The organism is Rhodococcus sp. D-46 (genome assembly GCF_011290655.1).
GTDB classification, from domain to species: domain Bacteria; phylum Actinomycetota; class Actinomycetes; order Mycobacteriales; family Mycobacteriaceae; genus Rhodococcus_F; species Rhodococcus_F qingshengii.
Window position 1 is genome coordinate 106,998 of sequence record NZ_JAANTF010000009.1, and the last position, 13,457, is coordinate 120,454.

Here is a 13,457-nt window from a genome sequence, read left to right on the forward strand (position 1 = left end):
CGAGGGTGGGGTGTCCCTCCACTGCGTAACCCAGCCTAATGGTCCTGGCTGTCCGGGTCGATTCGGTTCCTCAATGGCTGCGGTCTACCATCGTTCGTAGTAGAGAACAGTGTCAGCAGTGTGTCGTGAAGAGTTAGTGCGGTAACGCGTGGTGCAAGGAGAGAACGTGCGGACAGGGCAACAGCCGAGCGGACATGGCTTCGGCAGCCCAGGTGCCGCCCCGCGGGCGACCAATACCGATACGGTGTGGGGTCGCGCAACGGGCAAGGTTCTGGCTTATATCGCGCTCACGAAGCCGCGAGTGATCGAATTGCTGTTGGTGGCAACCATTCCGGCAATGCTGTTGGCCGATCGCGGAACAGTCGACATCGTTCTGATCCTCAGCACCCTCTTCGGTGGCTGGATGGGCGCGGCGAGTGCGAACTCGCTCAACTGCGTCGTCGACGCCGACATCGACAAGGTCATGAAGCGCACGGCGAAGCGTCCGCTGGCCCGCGAGGCGGTGCCGACGCGCAACGCGCTCGTCTTCGGGCTCCTTCTCGGACTCGCGTCGTTCCTGTGGCTGTGGTGGCGAGCCAACCTCTTGGCCGGCATCCTCGTCGTGATCACGATCGCGTTCTACGTCCTCATCTACACGATGGTTCTCAAGCGTCGTACCTGGCAGAACGTCATCTGGGGTGGCGCAGCCGGATGTATGCCCGTCCTCGTGGGCTGGGCCGCTGTCACCGGGTCGCTGAGCTGGCAGCCCGTCGTGCTGTTCCTGATCATCTTCTTCTGGACGCCGCCGCACACCTGGGCGCTGGCGATGCGATACAAAGAGGACTACAAAGCTGCCGGTGTTCCCATGCTTCCGGTGATCGCCACCGAAGAGCACGTCACCAAGCAGATTCTGTTCTACAGCTGGGCAATGGTCGTCACGACGCTTGTCCTCGTCCCCGCGTCGGGCGTCATCTACGCCGCAATCACCATCGTCGCCGGTGCGTGGTTCCTGCTCATGGCACATCAGCTGTACCGCAGCGTTCGCGGTGGTGCTCAGGTCAAACCGCTCCGCCTGTTCCTGCAGTCCAACAACTATCTTGCGATCGTGTTCGTCGGCCTCGCTGTCGACTCGGTTCTCGGACTGCAGACGATCAGCGACATGCTCAGCTGATTCTGCTGTGCGCCTTTATTAACCGCGGGCGGTTAATAAAGGCGCACAGCACTTCGCTAGGGAATCAGAACGATCGACCCGGTCGTTGCTCGACCTTCCAGATCCCGATGGGCTGTTGCCGCGTCGGCGAGGGGATACTCGGCGCCGACGCGAATATCGAGCTTCCCGTCCGCAATGGCGTCGAAGACATCGCCGGCACGCCAGGTCAGTTCCTCACGAGTGCGAATGTGATGCGCGAGCGTCGGACGCGTCAGGAACAGCGAACCCGACGAATTGAGCCGCTGCGGGTCGACAGGCGGAACCGGTCCACTGGCCGCACCGAACAAAGCGACCGTGCCGCGGATGCGCACGGAAGCCAAGCTCGAATCAAAAGTTGTCGCACCGACGCCGTCGTATGCCGCCTCTACTCCTTCGCCGCCGGTCAACTCCCGGACTCGCGCTGCTATGTCCTCGTCGTACCGCAGGACCTCCGAGGCACCGGCGCCGCGCGAGAGTTCTTCTTTTGCGTCCGATGACACAGTCGTGATGACCCTCGCCCCGAGGCTGACGGCCATCTGCGTCAGGATCAACCCGACGCCGCCCGCGCCTGCGTGCACGAGCACGGTGTCGCCGCTCTGGATCGGATACGTCGACTTCGCGAGGTAGTGCGCTGTCATCCCCTGCAGGAGCGCCGACGCTGCGGCCGATGCCGGGACACCGTCAGGCACTTTCACGGCGACTGCGGCGGGAACAGCCACCTTCTCGGCATAGCTGCCAGTGGCAGCGGCCCACGCGACCCGGTCGCCCACGGCGAATTCGTTGACCTCGGAACCGACAGCTTCGACGACACCGCTGCCCTCGTCGCCGGGAATGTAGGGGAGCGGACGCTTGTACTGGCCCATTCGGAAGTACGTGTCGATGAAATTGATGCCGATCGCTTCGGTCTTGACGAGTAGATCGCCTGGGCCGGGTGTCGGTTCGGGTTGTTCGGTCAGAGTCAGAACGTCTGGTCCGCCGGTCTCGGTCACGTAGATGGCTCGCATGGTTTCTGTTCTACACCCGAGGCGGCCGACGCTCAGTCCATGCCTGGTGTCGCTTCCGGGCTACCGACCAGTATTGTCGAGTCATGAGCACCGATACCGAGAAGTCGGACGCCACCCCGTCCGCGCCGGAACTGCCGAAGTCCACGGTGAACGCCATCACCAAGTTCGTCGCCGAGCACGGCGGCTCCGCCAGCGCCGTCATCCAGCCGGTCGGCCTGGCCGGCGTTCGCATCACCCTCGTAGGTGCCGACGGCATCCTCGGTGATCAGGTCGTCGAGGACCTCGCCACGGCAAACGCGGTCGTCGCGTCCTTCGACAACGTCACCGTCGCCGAGTGGGAGCGCGAACTGACGAGCATCGTCACCCCGCAGGAAGGCCATTTCAAGAAGATGGCCGGTTGGGTCGCCAACCAGACTCGGTTCCCGAAAGCTCGCAACGAATCCTGAAATGACGTGTGGGGCGTAGGAACACCTTTTGGTGTTCCTACGCCCCACACGTGTCTTGAAGCGTCAGACAGCTGGTATCGGCGAATTGGTCGGCGTGTACTGGCGGGTCTTACCCGCAGCCCAAACTGCTGCGGTCGCAGCCGTGCACAGTCCTGCACCGGCGACGTGCATGATCACCAGAACTTCCGGCACATCGGTGAAGTACTGCACGACACCGATGAGCGACTGCGCGAGGATCAGTCCCAGCAGGACCTTCAGACGGATCTTCACGGCTGCGGATGTCCCGACCGCATACAGGCCGAAGGTCAGACCCACGACCAGCGCGAGATATCCGACCAGAAGCTGTGAGTGCAGATGGACGAGCGTCACGATCTCGATCTCCAGGCGAGGCACCGTCCGGTCCAGTCCCTTGTCGCCGGCGTGCGGGCCTGCGCCCGTTACGAGAGTTCCAGCGACCAAAACGCCGGCGAGCGCGACACCTGACAGCGCGGTAAGCCAGCGCAACGGCTTCGGCATCACGACCAGAGTTGTTGCTTCGTCGGGTTCCGCGATCTTCGCGTACATCACCGTGGCAACCCAGACCATCAGCATCGACGCAACCAGGTGAATGGCGACCGTCCACCACAGCAAGCCTGTGAGGACGGTGATACCGCCGATCACTGCCTGAACGACAGTGCCGAGCGGCATCATCCAGGCGTAGACAAGCACTTCTTTGCGTCGGCGAGCGCGAGTCACCGCAAGCACGATCGCAGCGGCGACGATGACGACCAGGAAGGTCAGCAGGCGGTTGCCGAACTCGACGGCTTGGTGAATCACCGCGACCTGTCCGTGGCCGACCGGGACGAAGCTACCGGGGAAGCACTGCGGCCACGTCGGGCAACCGAGTCCCGAGTCCGTCACGCGCACCACCGCGCCGGTGACAGCGATGCCGCCCTGCGTCAGGATCACGATGAACGCGATGATCTTCTGCGTTTTCAGCGAGGGGAGAGGTAGTCGATCCACCAAGCGTAAAAATCCGGCATACACACGATTCACCACGCCAACGATCGTAGTTCCCCATCAACTACACAGTGTCGTTGGGGCCAGCTCGCTCCGCGCCTGCCCCGCGTCGTTGGGGCCAGCTCGCTCCGCGCCTGCCCCGCGTCGTTGGGGCCAGCTCGCTCCGCGCCTGCCCCGCGTCGTTGGGGCCAGCTCGCTCCGCGCCTGCCCCGCGTCGTTGGGGCCAGCTCGCTCCGCGCCTGCCCCGCGTCGTTGGGGCCAGCTCGCGTCAGTTCGCGCGAACTCGCACGATTCCCGAGATCGTTCCCTGGAAGTACTCGCCCGACTCGGTGATGAGTGCAGACATCTGAAGGGTGTCGTTGAGGATCGTCGACGGCAACGGAGTCGAACCGATCTGAGACCCGTCCTTCGAGTCGATCACCGCGAAGGAGTAACCGTCCAGCGGAGAGGTGTTCGGAGCACCGTCCCGTGTCACCGTGTAAATCGAGCCGTCAGCCGTCGAGAGGTGAGGTACCGCGGAGCTGCGAATCGTGTTGTCCCACACGACATGGCAGCCGACCGGATCGATGTCGACGCGGGTCATTCCGCCGTTGAAGGGTGCCGTGGCGGGGACCGCTGGACCGGCACCTTCAGGAGTCGTGGGGTACGGGTATCCGTGAGTGCCGGCGACGTAGACGGAATGACCGATGCCGACGGGGGAGTTCTCGCTGCCGCTCGGTGAGCCGTCCTGGCTGGCAGCGGACAACACCGGCTGCGTGCACACCTCGGCGCCCGTGTCAGCGCGATAGACATGCAAGCTCACTGTCGGGTGGGCGTTGTCGACGATGGTCAAGAAATCGCTGCCCGTCGACGGGCCGAAGTATGTCGGCGTCGATCCGGTTCCCCAGCTGAGCTGACCCGGATTACGGGCCGGCCCGCGGTCGTACGGCTGACGCCAGTCGATGACGACCTCGTCGCCATTTCGCTTCAGTTGGTAGAGCGCGTGGGTAGTTGCGACAGCAGTGCCCGTCGGGGAGGTGGAGATGCTGTTCTGCACCTGTTCACCTTCGGGGAGCGCAATGCTGTGCGCGATTCGATCCGCGCCGACATACCCGACGGTGCCGTGCCCGGTGGCGAACCAGACATTGCCGTCCCAGTCCGGAGCGAGGCCGGTGACGTTGTCGTCGGCGGCAACCGCACCACTGAGATCGATGACCTCCGCGAGTTCCAGCCGCCAACTGCCGTCCGGATTCTGCGCATGGGAAATGCGGACCAGTTGACGGTTTCCGTCGACGGCTACGAGACGGTTCTCGTTGTCGAGGTAGGCGTAGACGCCGCCGAGCAGACTGCCCTTCGCGAGCGGCAGTTGTGCTGCGGATCTACCCAACGGCGTGGCGTCGGCCTTCGGATCGATCAAATGGATGGTCGGGATCTGGCCGATCATCGTCGTGCAGAGCGAGACGACCATGCCGTCGGAACCCTGGAGGACCGTCGGGCAGGCGGCCATCATCGGGAAAGCTGTCACCTCGTGTGGGCCGGTTCCTGGACCAGGCAGCGGCGTGACGTCGGACGAGCCCGCGTCACCGTGCATGGTGGAAGTACCGACGGGACCGAGGTACGGATTTGCAGGTGCGAGGGGACCGGACACCGAAGGGGTCGCCGTTGCGGGTCCGGCACACAACATGACTGTTGCGGCCACACAGCCGACGATCTGAGCTGTCCGTCGTGTACTCACGTGAACTTGAACCACCTTGCTGCGCAGACTCCGGCCACTGCGGCCCAGATGAGAAGTACGAGAATCGAGAACCAGTCCATCGAGGTGTCGAGGGCCGCTTCGAGTGCGTGTGCGAGAGCGCCGGACGGAACAATGCGGACCAGCGTGTGGACGGCGGTCGGAAGTTCACCACTGGCGAAGACCACACTGCCGATGCCCACCATGATGAACCACAGGATGTTGGCGAGAGCGAGAACGATCTCTGCTCGCAAAGTACCGCCGAGCAGTAGGCCAAGCGCTGCAAATGTGACAGTACCGATGGCAATGACCACTGCGCCGAGTACAAGTTCGACGAATGACGGACGCCATCCCAACGCCAAACCGATAGCGCCGAGCAAGAGTGACTGCAGAGCCACGACGATGATGACGGCAGCGCTCTTGCCTGCGATGATTCCCCACCGCGGTAGCGGCGTTGCACCGAGTCGCTTGAGCGCGCCGTATCGGCGGTCGAATCCGACGGCGATGGCCTGTCCGGTGAACGCCGTCGACATCACGGCAACCATCATGACACCAGGGAGCACGGTATCGACCCGAGAATCGCCCAAATCGCCGATCGGAAGTAGACACAGTCCGATGAGCAGGGTGATCGGGATGAACATGGTGAGCAGCAATTGCTCACCGTTGCGGAGCAGAAGAGTCAACTCCAGTTTGGTCTGCGCCGCCAGCATCTTGGCCGCCGAATTGGGGCGGGGATCCGGCGAGAAGGTGCCTGGCTCGAAGCGGTTCTCGGCGAGCCGCCGGTCTCTGGCAACGCTGATGGGACTGCTCTGGCCGTTCGACGCTGTTTCGTTCATGACCTTGATCTCCGTCATCCCCTCAGTTCCCGGCCCGTCAATTCGAGGAAGACGTCTTCCAGACTCCGTTGATCGACGCGAATGTCGTTGATCAGCACGTCCTGATCGGCACACCATGTTGCGACAGTCGCCACGGTTGCCGGATCGATTGCACCTTCGACGACGTAGGTGCCGGGGTTGGATTCCTCGATGCGGAACCCGGCGAGTGAACCGGCCAGCGAATCGAGGCTCAAACCGGGAACCGTCGTCAGACGGAGTTGTCCTTCGGCGCCCTTGCTGGTGACCTCCGCCGGCGTTCCCGACGCGACGATCTTGCCGTGGTCGATGATGACCAGTTCGTCGGCGAGCGCTTCGGCCTCGTCCATGAGGTGTGTGGTGAGCAGGACGCTCACGCCGTCGCGTCGCAGAGCGTCGATGAGTTCCCACACGAGTAGACGTGCCTGAGCGTCGAGGCCGGCGGTGGGTTCGTCCAGAAATACCAATTCGGGACGGCCGACCAGCGCGCACGCCAGGGACAGTCGTTGCTGCTGGCCTCCGGAGAGGCGGCGGTACGGGGTCTTGCGCGCATCGGTGAGGCCGAGTTTGGAAAGGAGCCAGGCGGGATCGAGCGGGTCGGCCGAGTATGCGGCCACGAGGTCGAGCATTTCCCCGGCCTTGGACCCGGGGTACGCGCCGCCGCCCTGCAGCATGACACCGATTCGCGAGCGGACTTCACCGGAGTCGGCGATGGGATCGAGACCGAGCACTCGAACCGTGCCGGCATCGGGGGTGACAAACCCTTCGCACATCTCGACGGTGGTTGTCTTACCGGCTCCGTTGGGGCCGAGCAGGGCAACTACCTGGGCCGTCTCGACAGTGAGATCGATACCGTCGACGGCTCGAACACCGTCGAAGGACTTGACGACACCCTGGATCTGTACCGCCGGCGTCGACGATCTGGAGGCTCTCGAGGTCACGGGGAATCAGCGTAAGCCCCCGCCGAGTTGTCTTCGTCTACCGGTCCGCCTTTCGTGATCTCCGCTACTGGCTTGTCGCTACGCCAGGGGAGTGAATTGCGGGTGAAGACGATGAGCGTTCCGGCGGTGAGGATGGTCGCGATGACGGCCTGCACGATCATGAACGGAAGGTATTCGGCGCCGTTGGACATCAACATGACGCTGACGATCGAGGTGAAGACGACGGCAGGGATGCGGAAAATCGGCGCGGTGGCCCACGCCGCCAACGGAAGGATCGCCCACAGCAGGTACCACGGCTGAACGACGGGGAACAGGAGAACGATCGCTCCGAGTGCGATGCCGAGTCCACCGACCGGGTGTATGCGGCCCATGTACACCGAGATCATCATCCGTGCGGTGACGAGCATGGCGACGAGAGTTGCGATGGGCCGCGTGATCGTGAGGATCGCCGTCGTGTGATCGCCGAGTCCGAGTAGTACACCGGCCAATCCCGTGCCGACGCCCAGGAGCGTCGGGATGGACATCCAACTCCGGACTGCGGTGGCGGTGTCGAGGGTGTTGATCCAACCCATACCGAGCCCACTGGCCACGCTGATGACAAACGTGACGACAGCGGCAACGATGCCCAGGAGAATCGCGGCTCCCGCCAAGGCTTTCCAGGTTCCACCCCAACGCCGGGCCAAAGCCATGCCGACAAATCCCAGTGCAAGCAAGGACGGAATTTTGACGGTCGACGACAAGGCGATCAAACCTGATCCCGCAACGAGATAGAACAGCGCTCGCCCACGGATGGGCCCGGACCCTTCGACTGCGCGAAGAGCGATCTCGATTCCGGCGAGCATCAACCCGAGCATGAGTGCTTCGTTGTGGATGCCGGCCACCAAGTGGAAGAGCAACAGTGGGTTCGCGGCACCGAGCCAGAGCGAACTGACGGCAGAGACACCGCATCGCTTGGCCAGTCGCGGTATCGCCCACACGATGAGCGCGACGCCGGCCAATGCGAGCAAGCGGTGCAAGAAGATTCCGGCCACGATGTTGTCGCCGGTCAGTGAGCTGATCCCGCGTCCCAGCCACAGGAAGAACGGTCCGTACGGAGCCGGGGTGTCGCGCCAGATCGTCGGAACCGTGCGGGTGAGAACGTGGTCGACGCCCAGTGCCGCCTTGGGGCCGATGGCGTACGGATCGAGTCCACGGGCCGCGATTTCGCTTTGAGCCAGATACGAGTAGACGTCGCGGCTGAACATCGGCGGTGCGACCGAGAGCGGCAGGATCCACAGCAGGAGTGTGCGGTCCAACTGGGAACGGGTCATGCGCCGCGGTGCGCCGGAACGGCTGCGTATGTCCCCGACTGCAAATCGGCCCATCATCAGCCAGGCCAGAACGACGAGCACGGTTCCGGTCATCGTCATGGTGAGTGAGACCGTCGGCATACGTCCGGGAAGGCTGAGGACTCGAAGTCCTGCGGTCGGATTCTGCAGGACGGGTTGTGCGCCGGCGCCGAGCGCTCCGACTGCCATCAAGACCGCGCCGGTTGCGCCGAATCGGCGAATCCCTCGCAGTTGTGCGGTTTCCTTCGCGTTCAGGCCAGGGCGCTCGTCCTCGTCGCCGTGCAGCACCGCGGCCATACTCTGCCGGGGAGCGGATCCGAAAGGTCGAACGCCGATTGTGGAAAGCGCGAGTGCCTTGGGTTTTTCCAGCAGGATCGCGCGCGCCGATCGGGCGGTCGTCGTCTTCTCGGGGGTCTGCGGCACACCAGGCAGCGTAGCGGCTCCATCCAGCCGGACAGACAAGCACAAACAACGTACGTTGTCCGGATATTCCCGAATGTAATGCAGGTTGCCCTTAGTAGACCTGCGAAAAGAATTCCGTCACACTTGTGTTGTGAAAAGAAATGCGTCAGACCCACGAAGCAAGGAAGTTGCAGGTCAGCCCACTGTAGCGGCCTCGCCGAGTGCTGCCGCAAATCCGGTGACAGTGAGCGTCGAAGGTCAGACGCGGGCGGCAGTGGTCAAGCTGCTACTCGAAGAAGGCCCCATTACCGCCTCCGAAATCGGCACGCGCCTCGGTTTGAGTGCCGCAGGTGTCCGACGTCACTTGGATGCGTTGATCGAGTCCGGCGAAGCCCGAACTGCTTCGGCGTCGTCGCTGCGTCAGCGTGGACGAGGTCGTCCCGCCAAGCAGTTCCAGATCACCGCGACCGGTCGCGGCCGCCTCGGCCACACCTACGACGATCTGGCGGGAGCCGCGATGCGGCAACTCCGTGAAATCGGCGGAGACGCGGCAATCGAGGAGTTCGCCAAGCGTCGGGTTCAGGCGATCGTCGGAGACGTCGAACCGGCTGATCCGACAGATGTCGACAACGTCGAGGCGACAGCGGACGCAATCGCCGAAGCCTTCAACGCGGTGGGGTTCGCGGCGTCGACCCGGCCGGTCGGCAACGGCGTGCAGATCTGCCAACACCATTGCCCGGTTTCCCATGTGGCAGAAGAGTTTCCGGAACTGTGCGAGGCAGAGCAGCAAGCATTCCGGCAATTGCTCGGGACTCATGTTCAGCGTCTGGCGACCATCGCCAACGGTGACTGCGCCTGCACGACGCACGTGCCCCTCGTGTCCACCGGGAGTAGATGACCGGACCAGAGTGTTCTACAGAGCGTTGCCACCGTGCAGCGTTCGAATAGAGATTTTTCAGCTAGTTCTTCAAAGTCAGAACTGCTCGACCACAGCGACCAGCCCTCGCTGAACCCGAGCAGCCGTCAAGAAACAAGACTCCGGAAGGAGCTCGCATGACCGTCACATCAGACCAGGCGACTACCACTGCGGCAGCAGGCACCGAGCCGCTCACGCAGGAAGAGACCATCGCGTCCCTCGGTCATTACGGCTACGGCTGGTCCGATTCCGACGAAGCCGGAGCCAGCGCGCAGCGCGGGTTGTCCGAGGCTGTCGTGCGGGACATCTCCGCCAAGAAGAGCGAGCCCGAGTGGATGCTCGACATCCGCCTCAAGGCGCTGCGCACCTTCGACAAGAAGCCGATGCCGAACTGGGGCAGCGACCTCGAAGGTATTCACTTCGACAACATCAAGTACTTCGTCCGGTCCAGCGAGAAGCAGGCCGAGTCGTGGGAAGACCTGCCCGAGGACATCAAGAACACGTACGACAAGCTCGGCATCCCCGAGGCGGAGAAGCAGCGCCTCGTTGCCGGCGTCGCAGCTCAGTACGAGTCCGAGGTCGTCTACCACTCGATCCGTGAGGACCTCGAGGAGCAGGGCGTCATCTTCCTCGACACGGACACCGGTCTCAAGCAGCACCCGGAGCTGTTCAAGGAGTACTTCGGATCGGTCATCCCGGCCGGCGACAACAAGTTCTCCGCGCTGAACACCGCCGTGTGGTCCGGCGGCTCGTTCATCTACGTTCCGCCGGGAGTCCACGTGGACATCCCGTTGCAGGCGTACTTCCGCATCAACACCGAGAACATGGGTCAGTTCGAGCGCACCCTGATCATCGTCGACGAAGATGCCTCCGTGCACTATGTCGAGGGTTGCACCGCGCCGATCTACAAGTCCGATTCACTGCACTCGGCCGTCGTCGAGATCATCGTGAAGAAGGGCGGCCACTGCCGCTACACGACCATCCAGAACTGGTCCAACAACGTCTACAACCTGGTGACCAAGCGCACCAAGGTCGAGGCAGGCGGATCCATGGAGTGGGTCGACGGCAACATCGGCTCCAAGGTCACCATGAAGTACCCGGCCGTGTGGCTGATGGGCGAGTACGCCCGCGGTGAGGTTCTCTCCGTTGCGTTCTCCGGCGAGGGCCAGCACCAGGACACCGGCGCCAAGATGCTCCACCTCGCGCCGCACACGTCCTCGACCATCATCAGCAAGTCTGTCGCCCGCGGCGGTGGACGTGCGTCGTACCGCGGTCTGGTGCAGGTCAACAAGGGTGCCCACGGTTCCAAGTCGACCGTCAAGTGTGACGCTCTGCTCGTCGACCAGATCAGCCGCAGCGACACCTACCCGTACGTCGACATCCGCGAGGACGACGTCACCATGGGTCACGAGGCCACCGTCTCCAAGGTCAGTGACGATCAGCTCTTCTACCTGATGAGCCGCGGACTGACCGAGGACGAGGCGATGGCCACCATCGTGCGTGGATTCGTCGAGCCCATCGCGAAGGAACTCCCGATGGAGTACGCGCTCGAGCTCAACCGCCTTATCGAACTTCAGATGGAAGGGGCTGTGGGTTAGTGACCACGCCAGAGACCGGAGTCATCGGAGCTGTTGCCGGGGAGAACCCGACCGCTCCTGTAAAGGGTGCAGCCACCGGCTCACCCATCACGAACAAGGGTGAGCAGTTCTCCTCGTTCGACGTCAATGCTTTCGAGGTTCCCGGCGGACGTGACGAGATCTGGCGGTTCACCCCGCTGCGTCGTCTCCGGGGATTGCACGACGGCAGCGCCGTCGCCAACGGACAGGTCACCGTCGAGGTCGACGGCGGAAGCGACATCACCGTCGAGACCGTCGGGCGTGACGACGCACGTCTGGGCAAAGCCGGCGTTCCCGCTGATCGCATTGCAGCGCAGGCGTATTCGAGCTTCGAGACGGCAACGGTCATCTCGGTTGGCGCCGAGGTCGAGGTCGAGAAGCCCGTCGTGGTCACCATGACCGGCCCCGGAGTCGACAACGTCGCCTACGGACACACCCAGATTCGTCTGGCGCAGTTCGCCAAGGCGACGTTCGTGATCGACCAGCGCGGCAGCGGAACCTTCGCGGAGAACATCGAATTCGTTCTCGGTGACAGTGCGCAGCTGACGGTGGTGGCCATCCAGGACTGGGCGGACGACGCAGTTCACGTGACGTCACACCACGCTCGCCTGAACCGCGACGCAGTGCTTCGGTACACCTCGATCAGCCTGGGCGGCGATCTGGTTCGCCTGTCCGCCACCGTCAAGTACGACGGACCGGGCGGCGACGCCGAACTGCTCGGCCTGTACTTCGCCGACGCCGGCCAGCATCTGGAACAGCGTCTGCTGGTGGACCATTCGCAGCCCAACTGCAAGTCCAACGTGGTCTACAAGGGTGCGCTTCAGGGAGATCCCGGATCCGGCAAGCCCGACGCGCACACCGTGTGGATCGGCGACGTTCTCATCCGCGCCGCAGCGGAGGGCACCGACACGTTCGAGCTCAACCGCAACCTGGTGCTGACCGACGGCGCCCGCGCCGACTCGGTTCCGAACCTCGAAATCGAAACCGGTGAGATCGTCGGGGCCGGCCACGCAAGTGCAACGGGACGTTTCGACGACGAGCAGCTGTTCTACCTGCGTGCTCGTGGTATCCCGGAGGATCAGGCTCGTCGTCTGGTCGTACGTGGGTTCTTCCACGAAATCATCAACAAGATCGCTGTTCCCGAGGTGCGCGATCGCCTCGAAGCCGCAGTCGAAGCCGAACTCGCAGCCGTCGGCTCCTGACCGCCCCGCCGGCGACACCACCCCGTCGCTACGCTCGCCCGCCTCATCTTGAAGGAATTTCATGTCTACCAGTGACAACACCACCACCTCGGTCCTCGAGGTTCGTGACCTGCACGTCGAGGTCGCCAACTCCGATGCCAACGCCGAGCCCATCCAGATCCTCAAGGGCGTCGACCTGACGGTCCGCTCCGGGGAGACCCACGCGATCATGGGCCCCAACGGCTCCGGCAAGTCGACTCTGTCGTACGCCATCGCCGGTCACCCCAAGTACCAGGTCACGTCCGGCTCCATCACCCTCAACGGTGAAGACGTCCTCGCAATGAGCGTCGACGAGCGTGCACGTGCCGGGCTCTTCCTGGCCATGCAGTACCCCGTCGAGGTTCCCGGCGTTTCCATGTCCAACTTCCTGCGCACCGCCGCTACGGCCGTGCGAGGCGAGGCTCCCAAGCTGCGCCACTGGGTCAAGGAAGTCAAGGAAGCCCTCAGCGAGCTCGAGATCGATCCCTCGTTCATCGAGCGCTCGGTCAACGAAGGCTTCTCCGGTGGCGAGAAGAAGCGCCACGAGATCCTGCAGTTGGGCATGCTCAAGCCGAAGATCGCGATCCTCGACGAGACCGACTCCGGCCTCGACGTCGACGCTCTGCGCACCGTCTCGGAAGGCGTCAACCGCTACAAGGAGCGCGAGAACGGCGGCGTTCTGCTGATCACGCACTACACGCGCATTCTGCGCTACATCAACCCCGACTTCGTTCACGTGTTCGTCGGTGGCCGCATCGTCGAGTCCGGTGGACCGGAGCTGGCCGACGAGCTCGAGACCAACGGCTACGTTCGTTTCACCGCGGACACCGCAGCTACCCAGGGAGCGTAATCACG

Annotated in this window: 12 protein-coding genes; 6 read left to right on the forward strand and 6 right to left on the reverse strand. The window is 63.5% G+C overall.

Annotated elements, in window-relative coordinates; translation table 11 throughout:
* The first annotated feature begins 166 nt into the window (after positions 1-166).
* Positions 167-1,150, forward strand: a complete 984-nt coding sequence (locus tag G9U53_RS23535) for a heme o synthase (protein ID WP_003944994.1) — start codon at positions 167-169, stop codon at positions 1,148-1,150.
* A 56-nt stretch (positions 1,151-1,206) separates the two neighbouring features.
* On the opposite strand, the gene G9U53_RS23540 is transcribed toward G9U53_RS23535, so the two are convergent.
* Positions 1,207-2,172 carry a quinone oxidoreductase gene (locus tag G9U53_RS23540; RefSeq protein WP_083057193.1) on the reverse strand — a complete coding sequence of 322 codons (966 nt, stop codon included), beginning with the start codon at positions 2,170-2,172 and terminating at the stop codon, positions 1,207-1,209.
* 83 nt (positions 2,173-2,255) lie between these two features.
* Here G9U53_RS23540 and G9U53_RS23545 point away from each other — a divergent pair, with 83 nt between their 5' ends.
* Positions 2,256-2,618 (forward strand): hypothetical protein, encoded by a 363-nt coding sequence (locus G9U53_RS23545; RefSeq protein ID WP_003945032.1) that lies wholly within the window; start codon positions 2,256-2,258, stop codon positions 2,616-2,618.
* Between the two features lie 63 nt (positions 2,619-2,681).
* Here the strand turns inward: G9U53_RS23545 and G9U53_RS23550 are convergent, their stop codons facing one another.
* From G9U53_RS23550 to mptB, 5 genes are all read right to left on the reverse strand, one after another.
* Positions 2,682-3,656 (reverse strand): heme A synthase, encoded by a 975-nt coding sequence (locus G9U53_RS23550; RefSeq protein WP_021332987.1) that lies wholly within the window; start codon positions 3,654-3,656, stop codon positions 2,682-2,684.
* 229 nt (positions 3,657-3,885) lie between these two features.
* The gene (locus G9U53_RS23555; RefSeq protein ID WP_207624545.1) at positions 3,886-5,280 is read right to left on the reverse strand and encodes a hypothetical protein; all 1,395 of its coding nucleotides are present in this window, start codon (positions 5,278-5,280) and stop codon (positions 3,886-3,888) included.
* A 47-nt stretch (positions 5,281-5,327) separates the two neighbouring features.
* Complete coding sequence (locus G9U53_RS23560; protein ID WP_003944914.1) at positions 5,328-6,182, reverse strand: ABC transporter permease; 855 nt, start codon at positions 6,180-6,182, stop codon at positions 5,328-5,330.
* Positions 6,179-7,120, reverse strand: a complete 942-nt coding sequence (locus G9U53_RS23565) for an ABC transporter ATP-binding protein (RefSeq protein ID WP_007727917.1) — start codon at positions 7,118-7,120, stop codon at positions 6,179-6,181. The genes G9U53_RS23560 and G9U53_RS23565 overlap by 4 nt, the downstream gene beginning before the upstream one ends.
* On the reverse strand, positions 7,117-8,871 hold the full coding sequence (gene mptB / locus G9U53_RS23570; RefSeq protein WP_003944776.1) for a polyprenol phosphomannose-dependent alpha 1,6 mannosyltransferase MptB: 1,755 nt from the start codon (positions 8,869-8,871) through the stop codon (positions 7,117-7,119). Before mptB ends, G9U53_RS23565 begins: the two co-directional genes overlap by 4 nt.
* 130 nt (positions 8,872-9,001) lie before the next feature.
* On the opposite strand from mptB, the gene G9U53_RS23575 reads away from it, so the two are divergent.
* From G9U53_RS23575 to sufC, 4 genes are all read left to right on the forward strand, one after another.
* Positions 9,002-9,748, forward strand: a complete 747-nt coding sequence (locus G9U53_RS23575; RefSeq protein WP_269455348.1) for a metalloregulator ArsR/SmtB family transcription factor — start codon at positions 9,002-9,004, stop codon at positions 9,746-9,748.
* Between the two features lie 155 nt (positions 9,749-9,903).
* A complete protein-coding gene (gene sufB / locus G9U53_RS23580; RefSeq protein ID WP_003944799.1) occupies positions 9,904-11,364 on the forward strand; it encodes a Fe-S cluster assembly protein SufB in 1,461 nt (486 codons plus the stop codon).
* Complete coding sequence (gene sufD, locus G9U53_RS23585; RefSeq protein WP_042919809.1) at positions 11,364-12,584, forward strand: Fe-S cluster assembly protein SufD; 1,221 nt, start codon at positions 11,364-11,366, stop codon at positions 12,582-12,584. The genes sufB and sufD overlap by 1 nt, the downstream gene beginning before the upstream one ends.
* Before the next feature lie 61 nt (positions 12,585-12,645).
* Complete coding sequence (gene sufC, locus G9U53_RS23590; RefSeq protein ID WP_003944795.1) at positions 12,646-13,452, forward strand: Fe-S cluster assembly ATPase SufC; 807 nt, start codon at positions 12,646-12,648, stop codon at positions 13,450-13,452.
* Positions 13,453-13,457: the final 5 nt, after the last annotated feature.